The following is a 20685-nucleotide window of genomic DNA, read 5'->3' on the forward strand; positions in this document are numbered from 1 at the left end:
TTTGGCGCCCTAGTTGCACCAGGTGAGGCTCAAATCCTCTCAAAACGCCTTCGGGCAGCTGAATGCGGAAAGTGCGGGAAGTAAGAAGGGACTGGGTCCGGAACCGGTCTGGATCGTGTAGCTGACGTCGCGTCCGCCGATTACGAAGCGCGCCTCAACAGTGCCGTCTTTGCTGGTGATCGTCGCCTTGTCCAGCAACCTCTTGAGCGACCACGGCCCTTCGAAGCTGATAGCGGATTCGCGGCCCGGCATTTCCGGCATCAGTCTCAGACTGGCGGATGCCGAGGCCGCACCGCTCGGCCAGGACACAGTGCTTGGCGTGTTACCCGCCTGATTGCTCTGGACGATCTGGCCATCGACGTCGAGCACCGCAGTATCTGCATCACCGTTCAGCGAGAACGGGGTAAAGGTCAGGTTGACCGACGGCATTGACCCACCCGACGGGAAAAATGCGCCGCGGATCTCAGCAGCCAGCTGAAAGTTTTTCAGCGTCGACTTCGACAGGTCGCGCCCAAAGCGCGCATCCCGTTTCCAGCTCCAGTCCTGGCCGCTCATGTCGATCAAGGAAGCAAGGTTTTGTGCGAAGAACCGGTCCATCAGGCCGCCTGGAGAGAACAACTTGGCGAAGTCCGCCATCGCAACATCCTGGGTACCATCGCCGGCGAAGGGGTAGCGGCCGTTGACCGCCTCCTCGCAGGGCTGCGTGACGGCCTGGCCGAGCATCTCGTTCAAATTCGTCAAGGAAATTTCAGCCGCGTTGCCCTCAAATTCGTTTGCAGTTGCGTTGACCATTCTGCCGAGTTGCTTGGGCAGACGCGATGCATTGGCGCGAAGGGTGGCTATCTGCAGCTGCAGGTTGGCGTTGACACGTTCCGTCTGCAAGGGGACCTCGGTTGCCAGTTGCAGACTCTGGTGGATGTCGCGAAAATTCTGGGTCAGCGCATCGATGGGTCGGTGTCCAAAAGGCCCGCTTACCAGAGCCTGGAAGGACCTGAACTGCGCTTCGATGTTTGCCCCAGGGCTCTGGCTTTGAAATTTCGCGGACCCCGTACCGGCACGGCTTTGCGACTTTGCGGAGCTAATTTGAATGCCGATGCGAGCCAGGCCCTTGGCCATGTCCGCGACATCCTGATACTGGCGCATGAGGGTGCCGGCTATCACCCCAGTGCCCGAGTCTTCGCCGGAGACAGGGTCGCGCGCCAGGGCTGTTTCCTCGGCAATCGCGGTAAAAAGCTGTTCGATCGGCGAGCTTGGTGCGGCAACGGCGGAAAGCGCGACATAGTGCGGCTTGTCGTTCAGCATGGCTTTGAATTTCAAACCATCGAGAACGCTGTTCCACGCGGCTGCGAACTCCTTGCCGTAGCGATCGAGAAGTTCGGGGCCGAGCTGGAGCAACTCCTGATCGATGCCGCCTTGCTCGCCGCCACCGCCCAGGACCCACTGGTCGTCGACGAGCGTCTGCGCAATGCGCGAAAGCTGTCCGAGATAAAAGCTGTTGAATCCGGCATGGGTGTAGAGACCGGGAATACGAAGCTTCGACAGATCGCCGCCATCGACGCGCTCGAACACAAGCTGCGCTTCCGGCCCGCCTTTTTGCGAAACAGAAAAATCGTCCAGCGCAGCCGCGTACACCGCCGACTTGATCAATGCGGACGCACGATCGGTAAGGCTCATGCGCCCGAGTGAACGTTGGGCGGCTTCCACAAGCGGCTGGTTGAGTTCGAAAACCGGATCATAGGCATCGTCCAACGCAAGCATGGCGCGCAGGTGCTTTTCGAGCTGCGCACGTCCTTCGCGGTTGCTCTCGCCTGGATACCGGTTCTGTTCCCAATCCTGCTTCATCCAGGAGATGATCAATGCGTCATCGACCTTGGGTGCCTTGCCGCCGAGCATCAGGTAGATCTTGAGCGGTTCGTAGAGCGCGGCGGGCTCAGCCGTCGTCGCCTGGACGGTCCGCTCCGCCTGCACAAGCAGACGCGACCGCAACATTCGTTCCAGTGCTTGCCGGTAGGCCGTTGTCGATGCCGAAAGAAGCCTTTCCCGCTGGCTAAGGCCGATCGTTTCCTCGATCGGGGTCGGTAAGTCACTGGTTTCAAAACCGGCCGGCATGTTGCGCAACTGGTCGAGCGGCCCGATGACGTTTTCAAGGTCGACATCGGTGACCGTCGTGCTTTTGAGCAGAGCGTCGGCTGTCTCGCGATATTGGCTCGTGGCCTGCGTCGTGGAGGCAATCAGCGAGCGGTTGGCCATGAAGCTCATCCCGAGCGCGCCAAGGGCCGCTGCAGTGATCAAGGCTATGATGCCAAAGCCGCCATATCTGAGGGCCGCTGCCCGCCTCTCGCTCGCTCGGTTATAGGAAACCCATCCGGATTCGGCGAAAATGACATCAGTCAGGAGATCGTGCAAAAAGAAGCTCTTGCCGGTCCCGGACAGGTGGGGGCGGGAATTGTTGCCGAAACTGCGGCCGATTGCGCCCAACACTTGATCGATCGGCGTTCCCTCTTGGGTCCCCGACGAGAAGTAGAGCCCACGCAAGCTGACGTTCACTTGGCTACGGACCGGATCGAACAGGCTGGTCACGAAATTGGCAATTCGGCCCTTGAGCGCGTAAAACTGGGCCGGAAAGCCAAAGATCGATATGCGCGAGACCGGGTCAGGCTCTTCCTGCAGGCGATCAGGCATCTCGTCCGCCAAGCGGATCGCCAGTGCATCGAATTCGGCCGAAGCCTCACCGGCCATGTTCTTGTTGCGGTCCGTGGTCTGGAATGTCGCGCCCCAGACCTTGCGCCTGCGCGGCTCCTCGAAACTGCCGAAATAATCCATGAAGCCGGCAACAAGATCGGCCTTGGTGAACAGCAGGTACACCGGAAACTGGATTTTCAGCGTCTCGTGGATCTCCCTCAGGCGACTGCGCATTTCAACGACATGGGCGTCAAGCTGCTGGTCATCGAGGCTGATGAGATCGGCAAGGCTGATGGCCAGGATAACCCCGTTGATCGGTTGTCTGGTGCGGTGTTTTTTGAGCAGTGACAAAAACGCAAGCCAGCTCTTGCTGTCGCTTCCAGCATTGGAATCCTGCGTGGTGTAGCGTCCCGCCGTGTCGATCAGCACAGCCTTTTCGGTAAACCACCAGTCGCAGGAGCGGGTGCCGCCAACACCGGCCACCGGCTGGGCGTGTCCTGAACCGGCAAGCGGAAAATTCAAACCCGAATTGACCAGTGCCGTCGTCTTGCCGGCGCCCGGCGGGCCAATGACGATGTACCAGGGAATGTCGTAAAGGAAATTGCGCTTGCCGCTCGACCGCTTGAGTGTTGCGATGGCCTCACTCATGCGCGCCTCGAGCACCGGTGAATCGTCATTGCGCCCGTCGTTGCGGGCAATGACCGTCTCGATCGCTTTTTGCGCCTTTCTCACATGCCAAGCGCGCACTCCGTAAACGAGGGCCGCGGTCGCCATGATCGTGCCGATGATTGTCGCACGCAACCAGACAGGTCCCAGCGGCCGGATATCGGCGAAGCGGATCAAAGGTCCAGCAAACCAGATCGCCGCCGCAAAACCGGCCAACGCGGCCGTGCTGAATATCCGCGGCAGCCAACGCATCATTGGCGTTTCCCACCGGCGGTGTTCACAGCGTTTCCTCCTTGAGGATCATCACGTCGACACGGCGGTTCTTGGCGCGGCCCTCGGACGTCGCATTGTCGGCAATTGGCTCATCTTCGCCCTTGCCCTCGGCGGTTACTCGCGAGGGATCGCTAAGCTTCGCGGCGATCATTGTCTCAACAGCCTTCGCGCGGGCGACCGAAAGGTCAAAATTCGATTTGAACGTGCTTGATTTCCGTGGTTTCACATTATCCGTGTGGCCAACGATCGTGATTGGCCCTGGCTCGTGCTCAAGGGCTGCGGCAATCTGTGTGGCCAGTGGCAGAAACTCGGGCTTCACTTCGGTCTTGCCTGGCTGAAACAACAATTGATTGTTGATCTCCACTACGATGAAGTCGCCTTTTGTGCCGATGGTCATCCCGCCGCGCTCAACTTGCGTGGGCAGTGCTGAGCGGATGCGGTCGATCTGGCCGGTCACGGCAGGCGAGGCGGCTGTCACCGGTTTGGCGAGTGGGGGTACCACACTGGCGCGCTCGATCGTCACAGGCGTCGAGGGATTGAGCGCCAGCAATTGTCTGGCTGCAGCATCGCCTTCATCGGTCATGAACGCCCGCAACGTGAAGAACGCGGCCGTCACCAGGGCTGACGCCGCTGCAGCAACTCCCCAGAGCGGCAGGCGGGTCGAAGACGGCACCATCATAGCGGCCATGCCTTGCCAGCGGGGGGAGATGTCCTCTCCGGCGCGGGCTCTGAAGTAGCGAAGCGTCTCGTAGACGTCGCGCCGCACAGGTTCGAGACTGGTATCGTCGCGCGCCAGGCCACGATACTGGCCCTCAAATCCCAGGGATAGGCAGACATGCATCAGCTCGAGCAGGTCTAAGTGTGGCTCAGGATTGGCCAGCACCTTGTTCAGTGCTTCGTAAAAGCCGGCGCCGGTGGGCTCGATGTGAAAGAACCGCGACAGCATACTGTGCTGTGCCCAGGTGTCCTCGCCGGCCCAAGGCAGGTTGCCGACAAGATCGTCGGCCGTTTCGCAAAGGGCAAACTTCGCGATCCGCGTATCCTCTTCGGGAACCCCTGACTTCTCCAGCGTCCAGTCGAACCTCTCGATCGCATCGGCGATATGTTCGGCCAATGGCGCCGCCTGTCTTTCGACCGGCACGAGCCTGAGATGCCCGAACAGGACGAGCAACGGTGCTGACCCAGCGAGGATCGGATTTGCCGTCGAATATTTTACCGTGTCTGTGGCGCCGAGCAGCACCTCCTGCTGAATGCTCGGCCTTGACCCGGCCGCCTCGGCTCTGGCCGCTGTACCGGACGATGCTCCCTGATAAAGAATGGTTCCGGATCTCCAGTCCGGCGGCATATGCCGACCTATGTCAGGATCGAAAACTGTCGATTCCTTGACATGCGGGGGCGCGACGGTCTTCGCAATCGGTTCGTTTGCGGCTGGTTTCGCATTCTGCCCGCGTCGTGGATTGGTGCGGATGACGGTCTTGCGGACCGGGCCGAAAGGATCGTCCTTCGAGCTCATCGCCGATATGCCGCTGCCGTGCAGTGTCCGCGCTCGCGTGCGAGAGGCGCCAGATCTTTCCTGGCTGGATAGGGCAGGCAATGGTCCTTCCGGCAAGGCGGTCCGGAGCTACAAGAAACTATGGCGCCGCAATGTGACATTTGCCGCAGACCCCCAGGTCAATCAGGCTTACCCGCTTGGCGAACTGTCGTATGTGATCGTAATCCCAGATGTTGTCGATTGGAACATGATGCGGCGCGCCGATGCGTCTTTCTTCGTCTGCTAAAGCGCCGCAGTCTGTTGGGCCGGTCTATTTTTGCTTGTCAGCTTTTGCATAGGCTTCGCCAAAATAGGCCAAGAATATATCAAGCATGCCGTTTTCGTGTGGTTCCTCCATGCTCCTCCACGTCCCGACAAACGCGTCCCATGCTTGGGCCTTCTTCGAGGTAAACGATGTCGGCGGGAGCTTTTTACCGATCGCCTCCGGCGAAAGGTCATCAAGCAGTCGCGAGAGCGCTGCTTGCATGGCGGCATAGGTGGCAAATTCGTGCGCCTTGAGATCGCGGAATGCGTCCTCGACGCTGTGCCTGGCATCGAGATAGCCGGCCCTGCGCCGCGCGAACATGATTTCGAGTATGTCGTCGGTGCCTGGGACAAATTTGAGAGGATTGTTTTCAGCGGAGCTTATCATCGTCCGGTGTGGGCTCTTGGCTAATGTCTTTGCAGCCGCACGTGCCTTCAGCAGCATGGCCAGTTGCTCGACCACCGTGCGCAGCACCGCGCCGATTTCGGCAGCGACTTCATGCGGATCACGCAACTGGAACAATTCCGGCGAAATGCCTGCGGCGATTGCAATTTCCCGCAGCACCTCGTCTGTCGTCGAAGGCAAGGTTGCAGGCAGCGACGATGTCGATGGCGGCGCTTGCCCGAGCCATCGCTCTGCCGAACTGAAAAAAGGCTCGCCTCCGGAATCGGGCAGCCGATCGGCCGCGACCGGCATGTGTCGTTGCGTCGAACCTCGGTCAGCCTCCGGATGACCTGGCGTTGCGTGCTCGTCGTCAATCGATACAAGGATGACATAGCGGCCGACCAGGAGCCTGTCGCCGTGGTCTAGCCGGCGCGGACCGGTGATGCGTTGGCTCGATCCATTGATGAAAGTGCCATTGCGCGAAATGTCGTGCAGCCAAAACGCGCCTGCCTCGTATCGGATCTGGCAATGCCGGCCGGAGATGAACTTGTCAGGGTCGGGCAAGATCCAGTCGCAATGTTCGCGCCCGATTTTGAAGCTGCGATTACGCGATCTGTAACCGGGCGACACGCCAGCGGGCAGGGCATCGACGTTGCTGATCTGCAGACTGATTAACATGCGAAATCGCCTGTGTGATCGCTGGCGGCCTTGCCGACAGGATACTCCATGTTTTTAGCGTGGCTAATCCCAATATTCGCATCCCAGTCGGTCCTATTCGTGGTCAGCTTTGGCCTGCACAACAAACATGTGGTACGCTCGAAATGGACTGGCAACCATCAGGGTTTGATGTGATTTCGAGTTCCTGATTAGGATCTTCAAATCCACTGGGCTGGCCGCCAGGCCGAGGAGGGGCACGACCCATGCCAAGTGAACAACGTGCCACGGTTGTGCAAACGCCAGTTGGCGCTGAACTGTTGACCTTTACACATCTCGTCGGGCGCGATGAGATCAGTCGTTGTCTGGCCTATACGGTCGGGTTCGTGAGCCCCAGCCACGATATCGATCCGCTGGAGATGCTGGGTGGCCCCGTCTCGATCGAAGGTGAAGCCGACCCCCAGCGCTGGTTCAGCGGCATCGTGTCGGAGTTTCGCCTCACCCGGATCGAGGATCGACTGGCCTATTACGAAGCAGTCGTCAGGCCATGGCTCTGGTTTCTCGGCAATACGACCGACTGCCGTATTTTCCAGAACATGAGCGTCATCGAAATCGTCGAAGAGGTTTTCTCGAAATACAGCACGGCAAAATTCGAGAAACGCCTGCAAGGTTCCTATCCGCCGCGCGAATATTGCGTGCAATATGATGAGACCGATCTCGACTTCGTGCAGCGGCTGCTCGAGCATGAGGGCATCCTGTATTTCTTCGAGCATGGCGAGGGCAAGCACACGCTTGTGCTCGCCGATGCCATGAACAAGCTCAAGCCGGCGCCGGGGTACGAGAAGGTGCCCTATCACTTTGAAGGGCAGGGCTCCCGGCGCGATGTCGAATACATCACCGAATGGATTCCGGGCAGCTCCGTGCGGCCGGGCGCCTATGTCCATACCGACTATGACTTCAAGAAGCCGGGCGCCGACCTGATGGCCAAATCGGCCCAGCCGTTCAGTCATAAGCTGGCTACGGGTGAAAATTACCGTCAGCCCGGCGCGCATCTCGAAGTAGGCCGCGGCGACAGCCTGGCGGCAATCCGGCGCGAGGAAATCCAGGCGGTGCACCAGCGCATTGCTGCAGTCGGCACCGTGCGCGGCCTGTATTCCGGCTGCACGTTCAAGCTGGACGGTTTTCCGCGCGAAGACCAGAACCAGGAGTATCTGGTGGTCAGCGCCGAATACAGGCTGTTCGATCCGGGCTACAGAGCCCTTGCCGATGTCGAAAGCGAAAACTTCAAGGTGATCCTCGGCGTGGCGCCGACCGCCTTGGCCTATCGCCCGCCGCGGGTCACGACACGGCCGATCATGCGCGGCCCGCAGACGGCGACGGTGGTCGGCCCGTCCGGCGAGGAAATATTCACCGACAAATATGCACGGGTGAAGGTGCAGTTCCACTGGGACCGTCTCGGCAAGAAGGACCAGAACAGCTCCTGCTTCGTGCGGGTCTCGCAGACCTGGGCCGGCAGCGGCTGGGGTTTCATCCAGATCCCGCGCATCGGCCAGGAGGTGATCGTCGACTTCATCGAAGGCGACCCGGATCTGCCGATCATCACCGGCCGGGTCTACAACGCCTCGCAGATGCCGCCCTACGGACTGCCGGGCAGCGCCACGCAATCCGGCTGGAAATCCGACTCGTCGAAAGGCGGCGGCGGCTACAACGAGCTGATGTTCGAGGACAAGGCCGGCTCCGAACTGGTCAATTTCCAGGCGCAGAAGGACCACAACCTTCTGATCAAGAACGACCGCACCAAGCTTGTGCAGCACGACCAGTCCGACCGCATCGACCACGACGCCAAGCACTCCGTCGGCCACAACCTCGACGAGGACGTCGGCAACAACAAGACGGTCAAGGTGGGCGTCGACCAGACCACGGATATCGGCAACAACGATACCGAGACGGTGGGGGTGAACAGGTCGCTGACGGTCGGATCGAACGAGACGATTCACGTTGTGGCGAATTCGACCGAGAATATCGATGCCAACCATTCGCAGACCGTAGGATTAGTTCAAACAATCACTGTTGGCGCGGCTCGTATCGATTCGGTCGGCGCCGCCGAGACCCGAACCGTCGGGGCGGTGCAGATGAACACTATCGGGGCGACACGGTCGGTCAGCGTGGGTCTCGGCCAAAGTCACGACATCGGCGCTTCCGACAGTTGGAAGATCGGAGCCAACCAGGGCATCGACATAACTGGCAACCAGAGCGTCAACATCGGCGGTGGGCAATCAACAGAGATCGGCAAGGCTCGGACAGCCAAGGTAGCCGCGGATGATATCACCGATATCGGCGGAGCCCACGCGCTCAAGATAGCAAAGGGCAGCGGGATTACCATTGCCGAGGACGGCTCGATTGGTGTCGGGAAGAAGCTGGTCATAGACGCCGGAGACGAGATCACGATCAAATGCGGCGACGCCTCCATTATAATGAAGAAGGATGGAACGATCGGCATCAAAGGAAAGGACATAACAATAACCGGCAGCGGCAAGATATTCGCCAAAGCGTCCGGTGACATTGTCATGAAGGGTTCGGAAATCAAACAAAACTGAGGAAACCGTCAGGTGGCAAAGATCATCGAACGAATCGAAGGCGTCGTAATCGGGATTTTTCTCGGTTTCGGCGAAGGTGGCCCGCTCGTTGTGTTTCCGGGCAATCCGAAGGATACGGCCCTTCCGGCTCGTAGTCTCGCTGAGCTGAATTCCGATATGATTGGCTCCGAGGTCGCATTGTTGTTTGAGGACGGCGACCTAGGCCGGCCACTAATTGTCGGGCGTATCGTTGAACCAAAGGGAAAATCGGTAGCTCCTCATGTCGTCCGCGACGGCGAACGGGTGAGAATCACAGGCGAGGAACGCATCGAACTGCGCTGTGGCAAGGCCGTGATCATCATGGAAAAGGATGGCCGCATCACCATTCGCGGCACCTATGTGACGAGTCATGCCAGTGCCGCGAATCGTATCCGGGGCGGTTCCGTGAATCTGAACTGATGCCGGCGCCCATCCTACGCGAAATCGTCCGCCAGCACGCCGAAATGGCGGCGTTTCTATGGACTGTCTACGACTACAATCTGCTGCATCCCGGCGAAAATCCCGAGATGGACGATGAGCGGATGGCTAGATTGGTCGAGAGACTAGAAGCACATCTGGATGGGCTGCGGTTGGCCGGAGATGCGGGAAAGGAAATCGTCAAGGAGCGCTACGACGAGTTTCCTGAGGCTGGAGAGCTTTTCGTCCTTCGAATGCTGACGACCAGATCGACTGTTCGCATCGTCGATCTCAATCTTGAGAAGGTTCGAAAATATCTCACCAATGCGGGCACATCGGTTGCGGCTAGCGTACGTGCTCCTGGTCAGTCTGGTATTTCCCTCCCAAAGAAATAGCGAACTCCCGGTCTGAATTCGAACAGGTCGACTTCGTCGAAGAGTTGCTCAAGGGCAGCGGCCGCAGGTTTTCGGTTCAGCTGAATATTCTTGTAAAATTGCGAAAGGTCGAATCCGGTGAATGCCTCTATTAGGTTTCTGGCGGTAACGACGTCTTCGTTGTCATAGGTCTCCCCAAGGGTATTCAACAAATTGAGCGCCAGATCCTCAATGTTTACGGGCTTGCCGTAGAGAAAGGACTGGCGCGAAGAATTAGGAAAATTTGCACGGATCTCATTGATTTTTAGCTCAACGGCTTTCGCGTATTCAACTACGTCATATTGGCGACGCCCAGGTTCATACTCATCGATCGAATCCGGCACAACTTGCGGTCCATCGAAGATATCTCCGACCGAAGCCTCCAAGGTGATCGACAAATGGTATGGAAGGTCGGTATCGCTGTCGACGGTGACTTCATCTCTGTAGAACCAGACCGCCTTCTGCGTCGCATCCAAAATGCCGCTCCTTGAGAGAGCGATGCAGAGCCATTCAATGGATTGGCTATCTTGCTGCAGCGATTGGCGAATTGGGTCCGCCACATCCAGGAGCAAGGTCCTTGGTGTGACGTACGGCAACAGCGCAAACGCGTCGATAACTACTTCCACCGAGGGGGAGGCTTCGAAGACTGTTGGAAACATTGCAGATGATGCGAAGTTTCCCTTCTTGCACTCTTCAAATATCTGCAGCAGCCGCGCTCCGGCTGGCGTCGAACGGCTGCGAAACTCGTTCGTCCCGAAGTGGAAAAGTTTGCCGCGCGCCGAGAATGTCATGGATAAGGGTTTATTCCTTGAAGCGTGCCTTGCGCCTCATTGATTTTGTCGCATTCGCCGGAAAGGGCGCCTTGGCCTATCAAGTTCTTGGGGGAATCGGGACATCCACCGGCATCTATGGGGGTCATGTGGTGCACTTTGCCCGTGTTTGTTCCGGTGCCTTTGCCGTCCCGTTTTATTATCGCTTTTTTCACAGAATCGGTAATTCCAAGTATTTTTGTACGGACATGATGCAGTATGTCGACGTGAATAAGGTCTTTTTCGTTCTTTCTTCCAGCGTGCTTGGTTTCTAATTCTCTCTTCTTTTCCGGGTCTGCTTGCTCAAGAATTTCGGAATAGCTACGCGTTCCCTTGAAGTGGACACCGCAATCTTTATCCTCCTCATGCAGGTTTGGGCATTTTTCTCCCGTTGCTCGTGCATTTGCTACGGTCTTAGACGCCTCCTTGCGTTTTTCGTACTGATCCCACGCTTTCATGCGAGGCACCAAGCCTAACGTACCGGCTTTGGCTGTTTCCTCAATATTGACGATCTTAGCGTTCGCCCGCTGCATGCGCTCCTTGTAGTATTCGGCCTCGGGGACAGTATCACACATCTCGCCGTTGGCTTTCACCTGATTGGCGTGGGCGGGTTCTGTCCCGCAGCACGGGCACTTGGTCTTTGGCGCCGACCCGCCACCAGGTCCCGGTCTCCCCACCTTAGCCTGCGGAGGTGTGTTTCCAACCTGATCGCTTGTATGATTGTTTGTCGAGATATCTGAGAACCGGCTGACAGGGAGGCTGTCCGCCTTTACATTGCTTGACCACGCTCGCGCGTATTCCTTACTGGTGTTAGTGGACGAGATGACTCCTTTCTTGGCTGCGCTGCCGGCTTCCGTGCCAGTGGTCTTGCTGTAGTCCGATTTGTCCTTTTGGGTGATGTTCTCTCCGCCGATTTTGACGGTACCGGTGCCCTTCTCAGTATCCGAGTCCATTCCAAATGACGGATACGGGATCGGTACCCCTGGCGGTGTCGCTGGATTTTCGGGCGGAGTGAAACAGACATCTGGAAAGGCCGCGATGACCTTGTTGCCCTGGGCCTTTGCGGCCACCTCCAGTCCGTTGGCGAAGACAGTCACCAGGCGGCCCTCGCAGCCAGCACGGCAGCTCCACAAGCGCCTGCATCGTTGGAAGCCTCGACAAGCACCGGGTTCCCCGTCGCGTAGTTCTTTCTTGCCGCCATTAGTGCCATTCCGAGCATCAGAGGCGTGACCGCCGCACCAACATTGCCAAGGGTTTCCGCAGGCGACCACAGATCCTGGGACGGACACGGATTGCGCACCAGCCGTATCGATGCCAGCGCCGTCTGCTTAAACCAATACTGTTCGCCGATGAGATCTGAAATTCGATAGCCGAGGCGGTTCATCTCTATTCCAGTCTCACCCAACGCATGGCGATAAGCGGACGTCATACCGTCCGCCCTGAGCGGCAAGTCTTGCTTGTTGTAAATAGAGGCCGCCTCGCGCGAAAGGCCTAGTCCCGCTAGCCGAAATCCCCCCCGCCTCGGTGGCCCGCACAAAACTGCCGCCGCCGCTTCCCCAGGAATAAACCCGTTTGGATTGTCGGACGTTAGGAGTCGACGCTCCTTAAGGTAATACGTCGTGGCCAAGGTCGTCAAATAGCTATCAACGCCGGCAACCATCACGTATGGTATTTCGCCCGATACAATCATCCGACGCGCATGATCAAGCGCCACGTGTCCGGACGGTCGCCCATGGGCAACCACCCGTGACCGCGAATGCTTTTCGACTTCGGTGATCTCGGCGATACGGTCGAGCAGACGCAGCGTGCTTCTTACCGGCCGCCCTGGGCGGTCTTCCTCTGCCAAGCAAAGGATCAGCGCGGCTTGCCCACGCGCTTCCGGAACTTCTTCGAATGCCTCGACAATTGCGCCTGCGGCGAGATGCGCCATTCGTTTCTCGCCGATCCAATTGCGTGGCAGAGGTACCGGCGCGCCGATCAGCCACTCGTCATTTTCATCCTTGAAACGCGTTTCCTGAAAGCCATCAATCCCAGCCCGGATCGCTGCGCAAGCCGATGGTGCGTCAAGGCCAACCGCCGTAACCATGCCGACCGAAAGAATGTCGAGTGCCGGCCTCACGTGTTCTCCGCCTTCTGCGCCGCAGTCGTTTCATCGAAGAGAGAATAAGCACGAGCCGCAGCTCGTATCCGCACCATTGCCTCGGTCGGCGGGCCGATCCAGCATTCGCTGAAATCGAGAATAGTACGGTGAATGCGCTGCGATACGCGCCAGACCAACGAGAAGCGTCTGTTCTCCGGGTCGAAGAGGACAGTGTCTGGAAAGGTGACGCGCTCGGGGGCCTTCTGCCTACCCTCGAACAGCGTCAACGGCAATGCTGTCGATGGCAGCCGAAAACTCACCCGCCCGTCAGGTGTCAGATTCACCAGTTGCACTTCTTCGCCACCTCTTGGCAGGTCGATCTGCTGGTCCGGCGGTGCCATCTGGAAGTAGCGCTCGTCGAAATCCTGGGGCAGGAAGGGGAAGACATTGTCGATCCAGTTCTGGTCATAGGTGCCGCCAAATTCGATGCGTCCCGGCCAGCCGCGGCCCATCGGACCGAAACTCATCGGCTTATAGTCGCCGAATGGCGAGCGGATTTCTTCACCGACAGCTTGCGTATTCGGTAGCCGCAGGCCGGGAATGAGGCGCTGGTTCTTGGTTCGCGACCAGCCGGTGCCGACCGGGTTGTATTTGTGACTCGCTGGCAGTTTGTCCTCTGGATCGAGCCGGTCGGTGCCACCCCAGGCGACATCGTAGGAAATTGCCATGCGCAAGAAGGGCTGTGGCGACGTGGCAGTAAACACTGGCCCGACGGAGCGCCACTCGCGGTGGCCCACGACCTCGAAGAGCTTCGACCAATTGCCCACCTTGATGCCGACCGGCACGCGTTCGGCCGGACGTCCTCCCGGCGCATAGGCAAAGGCATTGGCAATCACGTCACAACGCGGCTTGCGGAAGGCGAAATCGGTTTCCCATAACGTGGCCGAATAACCAGGCACGCCGGTGTGCGTGTCGGCCATGACCAGCGGAATCTGTTCCACCGATTTTTGTACCGGTCCGCCGGGCGTGGCGGGAAAGTCGAACGTGCCTTTGACCACCACGACGATCCACTCATGGCCGGCCTTGTCCATGCCCATGGTGAATTCGTGCGGATACCCCATCTGGTTCCAGATCTGCATCAACTGGTCTCCCAGTTGGCGGCAAAGATCTGCTCCAGCGTAGCTTGCGGCGACAGCGGATCGACGTCGAAAATGTCCGAACGCGCTGTCCACATCACCATATCGCTGATGACCTCTTCGCCCGGCTCGACAGGCGGTACTGGCAGCGCGCTTAAAGCGGTATCCAATTCGCCAGGCGTCAGCTCGCCCTGCTGGGCGGCGACGGCCGCTTCTTCGATCCCGGAAAACCACGCATCGGCGCGAGCCAGCTGAACGGAAGCCTCAGAAAGCTGCGCGACGACGCTCAACGGAAACTGCCTGCCAACCCTATCGACGCTCTGCAAGATAATGCCCGCCGACGCGTCGACAAAGCCCGGACCCGTTAGGAACCGTAGCGCCGTGCCGCGCGGCCAGGTTTCCGAGCCCATCAGCGGCACAATGTGCTGCGCCAGCCAGCGGTCCCAGACGCGCACAAAATCCCCCGGCAGCCGCCGCGTGACGAAATCGCCGGTGGCAGGCATCTTGCCGTAAAAGCCGGGCAGGATCATATCTGCGGCGGACATGAAAATTTCTTGAACATTTGCAGGTTGTACGGGTTTTCGACGCTGGCGGCCTTGAGTTGGAAATCGGCGTACATGCCTTTTGTGCCAAGGCGCAGGCTGTAGACGTCCGACAGCGAGGTGCCTGTGAAGCGACCGCTGCGCAACATTCTCAGCCACGCCCAGCTGCCGGTCTCGTTGAGCAAGATTTCGGGCGAGCCATCGATCGGCTGGAAGGCAAGCGAGATGACGCCCGTGCCGTCCTTGCCAGGCCACGTCATCGGCTGCGGCCTCGTTGCGTTGTTATAATAGACGAGGTTCTGGCCATCGAGATTGAGCGTCACGCGCGCGACATTGGGCGACAGATCCTTCGGTTCGAGCGTGAAGCTCATAAGCGGGCCAGTACCGCCGGGAAAGAGATCATCGCGGATCCGCCTTGCCTGTTCAAACGCGGCCAGTGCCGAGGGGTCGAGGCCGAAATCAGCGCGCCATTTCCATGGCTGCGCCGACGTGTCGACATAGCTGATCAGGTGGTCGTTGATGAAGGTGTCGATCAGTCCTGCTGGTCCGAACAGGCGGGCGAAGTCGCGGACATTGACGTCGACGGCGCTGTCCGGGCTGAAAGGATAGCGGTTGTTGAGTGCTGCCTGGCAGAACGGCAGGATGTCGGCGCGCCAGATGGCGTTGAGCTCCGAGGTGACCGCCTTCTGCGTCAGCCCGCTGGTATCGCCAGCAATGCCGCCCAACCAGTCGTCGACCGGGTCGGGCAGGATCTGCGCCTGCCTGGCAACCGCTCCAGTCAGTTCGGCGAGGCCGCCCTGTTTCTTGATGGCGTCCTGGGGATCGGGATTGGCCGTCACCGTCTGCAGCACGTTGGACAGTGCGGTGAGCGCGACAATGGCGGCGTCGAGCGCCGGCGGCTGGCCGTCGACCTCGGCGATGGCACCCTTGAGCGGCTTGAAATGCTCGGCTACCAGACTGCCGGTAAGATCCACTTCGTCGGCGGAGCCCGCACGCGGCAAAAGCTTTGCTCCGGTTTTTACGATCTTGCCAAGCTTGCCCAGCTTGCCGAGCAGTTTCGAGCCACCTGCCGCCGCGGCCTTGTCGTTTGTCGGCGCTTCATCGGATCGCGTAAGCTCGGTCTCCTGGACCACCGCGGTAACCAGGCGCTTCAGCGCGGAGTCGGCGCTTGAAAGATCCTTGAGGTTCTCACTGGCGACATTGAGGTCGGTCAATGGCGCGAGCCTCATGTCGCGCAGGAAGCTGTCCCATTGCGCGATATAGTCGTCGTAATAAAGCTTCAGAATATCCTCTGACAGCGCCGACACCGAGGTTTCGGAATTTTCCGAGCAACCGCCGGCGAACACCGCCCGGTCGAGTGCTGCCTGGGCGGCGACATCCTCGACCCGGTCGAGAATGGCGTCATGGAAGCCGGCATAGGTGAATGCTCCCGAAATGCCGACCCGAAGCGTCTTGTCGGAACGCCGCGCAAAGACCTTGGCGCCGTTGGGGCCGGCGAAGTTGGCAGGAATCCATTCCTTGAGCGCAGCCACCGCCGGGTCGGCCAGCAGCTGCTTGTAGGCACGCGCCGGCAAGGAAATCGTGCAGACGGTTTTCAGTGCCTCTGCAACCAGTGCCTGGTCCGGGGCGATATAACTGGCGTCAACCGCCATGCGACGGATCGCGGCAAGCTGGTGCTCTTCGGCGTCAGCTGTCGGAAAGGGGGCAGCCGCGGCGAATTCAGGCAGACTGTTGACCCACCAGCTCTGGGCGAAGTCTGGATCCATCTGAGAAAGGCCGGTCATCATGCGATAGGTCTTCAGCGCGCCAAGCATGAAATCCGGATCGCGGATCTGCCGCCACATCGTCGCTTCGAGCAGCGCCACCATGTGCGGCTCGAGAACGTTACGCAAAGCATGGTCGTAAGTGTCGGTCTGTGCCCGCACCAGTTCCGCCGAGGATGATGGCCCCAGCAAATCCTGTGCTGCGCCAGGCGGCGGGGTGCGGGCATTTGCGACCTCATCCAGGGCACTGAGGGCGACATCGATGGCAGGCTGTTCTACGGATGCCGGGTTTGCCGCGGCCGAGGTCAGTGGCGTTTGCAGCGCCTCGAACTGGCTTGCCTGGGCCGTGATCGCGTTGCGGTTGTCGTAGTAGGACCAGGTGAATAGGCCGCTGACCAGCAGGGCGGCTGCGGCACATGCGGCGGCCGCGCCACGCCAGATCCAGGCGCGGCGGCGTTGCGCCAGCGGATCGAAGGTGCCGAGGCCGGCTTCCTTGAAGATGACTTCTGTGAGCAGGTTCTTTAGGAAGAAGCTGCGTTTTTCGACACGCGGCGCGGCCAACGCCCGGCGCGGCGGAAGGCCGAAGGAGGCAGACAGCGCTGCGGTCAGCCGATCGATGGGCGCCCCTTCCTGGGTCGCCGACGTCAGATAAAGGCCACGCAGCCAAGCGGCCTCCTCATACCGGCTTTCGCCGAACATCGCCTCGATCAGTACCTGGATCGGCTCGGACAGGCTGGCGAGTTGGGCGGGAAACCTGAAGATTTCGGCGCGGGCAGCAAGCTTGTCTTCGTCCTCCAGCCGGGGCACCAGCCGCCGCTCGAGCTCGGTTGCTAACGTCGCGATTTCCCGCTCGATGGTCCTTGCATCGACATGCGCGTCGAGTGCGAACGTAGTCCCCCAGACCTGCTCGCGCGCAGCCGTCGACAAACCGCCGAAGAAAGCCTCGAACCCCTTGATCAGGTCGGCTTTGGTCAGCATCAGATAGACCGGAAGGCGGATTTCGAGGCGATCGTTGAGCTCGGCCAGCCGACGGCGGATCTTGCGGCCATGCGCCTTGATGGTGTCGTCGCCCTCCGAAAGCACATCGATCGAAAGCGCGACGATCACACCGTTGAGCGCGCGACGGCCCCGGTGCTTCTTCAAAAGGTCGAGAAAGCCCAGCCACTCCACTGCGTCGACGTCGGGTTGGCTCTCCTGTTGGACATAGCGGCCTGCAGTGTCGATCAGAACCGCACTCTCCGAAAAGAACCAGTCGCAATTGCGCGTGCCGCCGACCCCTTGCAGGTCGTCGGTCAGGTCGATCGGAAAATTCAACCCCGACTGGCGCAAGGCCGTGGTCTTGCCGGTGGCCGGCGGCCCGACGATAACGTACCAAGGCATCTCGCGCAGGAACTTGCGACCGCCCAGTTTGCGGCGCTTCAACTCGGCCATGACCTCGGCGAACTTGGCACCGACGGCAGCGACATTCTCTTCGCCGGGACTGAGTGGCTTCTCTACCGCCGGCGCGGCGATTTCGGCGACGAACATCCGGTTGGCACGGATCGCCCGACGCTGGGCAACGATCAGCCAGATCAGCCAGAAGATGACCAGCAGCGCGATGATGACGATGCGCACATTGTCCGAGGCGAAAGGGTCGTAGGGCCCGACCCTGACGATCGGCCCGAATACCCAGATCACCAACGAAAGCAGCGTGATCCCAATCAGTGTCCACAGCCAGCGCGATGTCAGGACCGCCCAGAGGAAGCGCAGGATGAACATCTCACAGCCTCTTTTCGACCAGCACCTCAACGCGCCGGTTCAGGGCCCGGCCGTCGCGCGTGCCGTCGTCGGCCACTGGATCCGTGGCTGCCCGGCCCTCGGAATGGACGCGTTCCTGCGGCACTCCGTTTTGTACCAGCATGTCGGCAATGGTCTGGGCGCGAGCCTCTGACAGTCGCTGGTTGGTCGACAGCGGATTGGTTCTTTGCAGAGGGACGCCGTCCGTATGTCCGAGCACAGTGATGTTGCCGATCAGGTCCTGATTGGCCAGGATCACCTTGGCGATCGAGCCGATCAGCGGCTCGAATCCTTCCGTCAGCGTTGGCCGCGACGACTGGAACAGTTCGGGATTGGAGGCCTGGATGACCAGCTTGGCCAGCGAAACGCTCTCCGTGCCGCTCAGAGCCGATCTGAGATTGCCCGGCGCGCCGGCCTCAAATTCGGGCAGCAGTGCGAAATCCACGGTCTCCGGCGGCGGGACATCGACCGTTGGCGACACGCGCCTGATGTCGCCCCGTGTCGGCGGCGGCAAGGCGCGGACCAGCGCTGAAAGCTCAACCGCCTGGCTGCTTAGTCCCACCGAGAGCCCGACATAAGTCGCGGTGGCGATAACCGCTGCGGCCAGGGCCATCACCCAGATCGGAACGATGAAGCGCTGCGGCTCATCGGATGTGATGACGCCTTTCCAGTTTGGCGACAGCGGGGCATTCTCGGCGTCGGCATCGCGCAGGAAACGTGCCGCCGCCACACGAACGGCATTGAGCGAGCGATCGCCCGACCGGCCGGGCACGCGATACTTGCCGCGAAAACCGAGTGCCAGGCAGTCATATTGAAGTTCCAGCAATTCGCGATCGCGGTTCGGATGGCGTTCCAGTTCGTCGAGCCGTGTGAAGAACTGCGTGCCGGCGTCGACGTCGCCGCGCAACATGACCACAAGCGGCTGACGCGGCCATACGCTGGCCCCGCCCCAGGGCGTGTTCAGGGCCAGATCGTCGAGCAAGGCAGCCACTACCCATGCTGCCTGATCGGCCCGTTCCATCGACGACCCCGCCGCCATTGCCGTGTCGCGTGCCCGAACCAGTTCTTCGAGCAGCCGAGTGCGTAACACTTCCGGATTCTCCGGTGGCAGCGCGCTCTCAAGCTCCGGCGCAAACTCGAGCAGGGGCGCGAAGGCGTTGACAAGGCCGTTCGGGTGGGTGCGCGAGCGTTTTACCGGCCCGCCCGGCAAGGATGCCGCCATCGGTCGCGGCATCGGCGTGCCGGTCAGCCTGATGCGAGTGCGTTCGCGATCCTCCGACAGTCCGAAAGGATCATCCCGGCTCATGGTTTCACCTGTTCACCGAATAGCAGTCCACCTGCGGTTCGCTCGGCAGTACACCCGAAACGCCAATGACGAAGCCTGGGGCACCGAGCAGCGATGCCCAGTGCTCGCTTTTCTGGTCGAGCTCAAGGCACAGCCGATCGCCGTCGTAAGGAATCTCGCGCGGTTGCGAATGAAGCGGTTTCAGCGGGATGCCGGGCAGGCGGGACTTCCACAGGCCCTCGAACTCATCCGCCGAGCCCACGGTCGCCTGGTTGACGAATATCTTGCGTAGCGCGTCCTCCGACAGTTCCGAACCGACCCGGATGACGATCCGGCTGGCCACCAGCAGCTTCGGATTGTCGATGCGGATTTTCCAAACATTGGTCGAATGGCGCATGACGGGCAGCGCGCGCGATTTCGGCTCGATGTAGCGCAGGCTCAGGATCAGTGAGCGCAATGCATCCGCCAGCGCCGAAAACGGTGGGCCGGGCGCCATGTGATCGTAAGCCGGCAGCTCGCCCAGTCGCCGCGCGCTCGAGCCGTAGGTCGCCATCGAGCCGGCAAGCCCGGCCAGTTCCAAGTAAAGTTCGGCCGGATGGAAGACATCCTGCGCCAGCATATGGGCCAGTCGCGGACGCGCCGCGTTGGCGAGGTTGAGCATCAACAGGTCTTCGACGCTGCGCCCTGGCCCGCCCATGACCATCTTGCCATGCGCCTCGGCGATCTGGTCAAGGCCTGTGACGACTTCCAGAAGCAATTGCCGGTACCAGGCCACTGCACCAGTAACCAGGGCCGGTGGCAGGAACGTCTCGTCTAGCGAAACGCCGCCATCGGCACGAACCCCCTTGATGCCGGCTATCGGCAGGGCGGTATAGCCGCCGACCGATTTGCCGGGTGCAAGCAACAGCGATTGCGGTCGGGCGATTTCGATTTCTTCGGGATCTGAACCGCCCTGGACGGCATCGCGCACCGAAACGATCCGTCCATGATAGCGCGCACCGCTGGGTGACGCATGCGCCGGATCGAAGCCAACGCCGCCGGCCGGCTCGAGGGGCAGGGCGACCAGCACTGGGCCGGCGCCTGTATCCGGGGTGACCGGCAGCGGACGCGGCGCGTCCATCAGATCCGGAATGGAGAAGGGGGTTCCGTCCGGGAAAATGCCTCGTGCAGACAGGATCGAGATCTGGCCGGCATCGAGCAATGCCTTATCCAGGGTCAATTGCTGAAAGCCGAACGTATGCAACTGGCCGGCCTGCAACGCGCCGCGCACAGTCGCCTCGAAGAAACGATCCTGCTGCTGGAAATGCTGGGTCCGCAGAAAAAGGCCCTCGGACCACAGCACCCTGTTTGCATCGCTCATCCGGCTACTCTCTGCATCGAGCTCCCCTTGCCTT

The 20685-nt window shown here is 60.3% G+C and carries 15 protein-coding genes and 1 pseudogene; 4 read left to right on the top strand and 12 right to left on the bottom strand.

Annotation, left to right across the window (positions count from 1 at the left end; genetic code table 11):
- Positions 1-39: 39 nt before the first annotated feature.
- Complete coding sequence (gene tssM, locus NKI29_RS24675) at positions 40-3603, bottom strand: type VI secretion system membrane subunit TssM (protein ID WP_352797466.1); 3564 nt, start codon at positions 3601-3603, stop codon at positions 40-42.
- 22 nt (positions 3604-3625) lie between these two features.
- The gene (tssL, locus tag NKI29_RS24680) at positions 3626-5134 is read right to left on the bottom strand and encodes a type VI secretion system protein TssL, long form (RefSeq protein WP_352797468.1); all 1509 of its coding nucleotides are present in this window, start codon (positions 5132-5134) and stop codon (positions 3626-3628) included.
- Here tssL and NKI29_RS24685 point away from each other — a divergent pair.
- The gene (locus NKI29_RS24685) at positions 5088-5399 is read left to right on the top strand and encodes a hypothetical protein (RefSeq protein ID WP_352725146.1); all 312 of its coding nucleotides are present in this window, start codon (positions 5088-5090) and stop codon (positions 5397-5399) included. The two genes, tssL and NKI29_RS24685, sit on opposite strands and share 47 nt — an antisense overlap.
- 24 nt (positions 5400-5423) lie before the next feature.
- On the opposite strand, the gene tagH is transcribed toward NKI29_RS24685, so the two are convergent.
- Together tagH and NKI29_RS24695 are read right to left on the bottom strand one after the other, a co-directional pair.
- A complete protein-coding gene (gene tagH, locus NKI29_RS24690) occupies positions 5424-6113 on the bottom strand; it encodes a type VI secretion system-associated FHA domain protein TagH (protein WP_352725139.1) in 690 nt (229 codons plus the stop codon).
- 144 nt (positions 6114-6257) lie between these two features.
- Positions 6258-6479 (bottom strand): annotated as a pseudogene (locus tag NKI29_RS24695) (FHA domain-containing protein); the annotation flags it as partial.
- 242 nt (positions 6480-6721) lie between these two features.
- Here NKI29_RS24695 and NKI29_RS24700 point away from each other — a divergent pair.
- Genes NKI29_RS24700 through NKI29_RS24710 form a run of 3 tightly spaced genes read left to right on the top strand, consistent with a single transcriptional unit; the run spans position 6722 to position 9882 of the window.
- Positions 6722-9052: a type VI secretion system Vgr family protein gene (locus NKI29_RS24700; RefSeq protein WP_352692837.1), complete on the top strand. Its 2331-nt coding sequence runs from the start codon at positions 6722-6724 to the stop codon at positions 9050-9052.
- 12 nt (positions 9053-9064) lie between these two features.
- Positions 9065-9490, top strand: coding sequence for a DUF6484 domain-containing protein (locus NKI29_RS24705; RefSeq protein ID WP_352692836.1), 426 nt, complete (start codon positions 9065-9067; stop codon positions 9488-9490).
- Complete coding sequence (locus NKI29_RS24710; protein WP_352692834.1) at positions 9490-9882, top strand: hypothetical protein; 393 nt, start codon at positions 9490-9492, stop codon at positions 9880-9882. Before NKI29_RS24705 ends, NKI29_RS24710 begins: the two co-directional genes overlap by 1 nt.
- Here NKI29_RS24710 and NKI29_RS24715 read toward each other — a convergent pair.
- From NKI29_RS24715 to tssK, 8 genes are read right to left on the bottom strand one after another with little or no spacing between them, the layout of a single operon-like run.
- On the bottom strand, positions 9852-10691 hold the full coding sequence (locus tag NKI29_RS24715; protein ID WP_352692832.1) for a hypothetical protein: 840 nt from the start codon (positions 10689-10691) through the stop codon (positions 9852-9854). The genes NKI29_RS24710 and NKI29_RS24715 overlap by 31 nt on opposite strands.
- Positions 10688-11806, bottom strand: coding sequence for a DUF4150 domain-containing protein (locus tag NKI29_RS24720; RefSeq protein ID WP_352692830.1), 1119 nt, complete (start codon positions 11804-11806; stop codon positions 10688-10690). Before NKI29_RS24720 ends, NKI29_RS24715 begins: the two co-directional genes overlap by 4 nt.
- Positions 11803-12828 carry a beta-ketoacyl synthase N-terminal-like domain-containing protein gene (locus tag NKI29_RS24725; RefSeq protein ID WP_352725107.1) on the bottom strand — a complete coding sequence of 342 codons (1026 nt, stop codon included), beginning with the start codon at positions 12826-12828 and terminating at the stop codon, positions 11803-11805. Before NKI29_RS24725 ends, NKI29_RS24720 begins: the two co-directional genes overlap by 4 nt.
- Positions 12825-13928, bottom strand: coding sequence for a DUF2169 family type VI secretion system accessory protein (locus tag NKI29_RS24730; protein ID WP_352725106.1), 1104 nt, complete (start codon positions 13926-13928; stop codon positions 12825-12827). Before NKI29_RS24730 ends, NKI29_RS24725 begins: the two co-directional genes overlap by 4 nt.
- Positions 13928-14455 (bottom strand): type VI secretion system-associated protein TagF, encoded by a 528-nt coding sequence (gene tagF, locus NKI29_RS24735; protein WP_352725104.1) that lies wholly within the window; start codon positions 14453-14455, stop codon positions 13928-13930. The genes NKI29_RS24730 and tagF overlap by 1 nt, the downstream gene beginning before the upstream one ends.
- Positions 14452-17988, bottom strand: a complete 3537-nt coding sequence (gene tssM, locus NKI29_RS24740) for a type VI secretion system membrane subunit TssM (protein WP_352725103.1) — start codon at positions 17986-17988, stop codon at positions 14452-14454. The genes tagF and tssM (NKI29_RS24740) overlap by 4 nt, the downstream gene beginning before the upstream one ends.
- Before the next feature lies 1 nt (position 17989).
- Positions 17990-19312: a type IVB secretion system protein IcmH/DotU gene (gene icmH / locus NKI29_RS24745; protein ID WP_352725101.1), complete on the bottom strand. Its 1323-nt coding sequence runs from the start codon at positions 19310-19312 to the stop codon at positions 17990-17992.
- Between the two features lie 4 nt (positions 19313-19316).
- The gene (tssK, locus tag NKI29_RS24750) at positions 19317-20651 is read right to left on the bottom strand and encodes a type VI secretion system baseplate subunit TssK (RefSeq protein WP_352725099.1); all 1335 of its coding nucleotides are present in this window, start codon (positions 20649-20651) and stop codon (positions 19317-19319) included.
- Positions 20652-20685 lie beyond the last annotated feature (34 nt).

This window comes from Mesorhizobium sp. M0678, from assembly GCF_040320505.1.
In the GTDB taxonomy this organism is placed as follows: domain Bacteria; phylum Pseudomonadota; class Alphaproteobacteria; order Rhizobiales; family Rhizobiaceae; genus Mesorhizobium.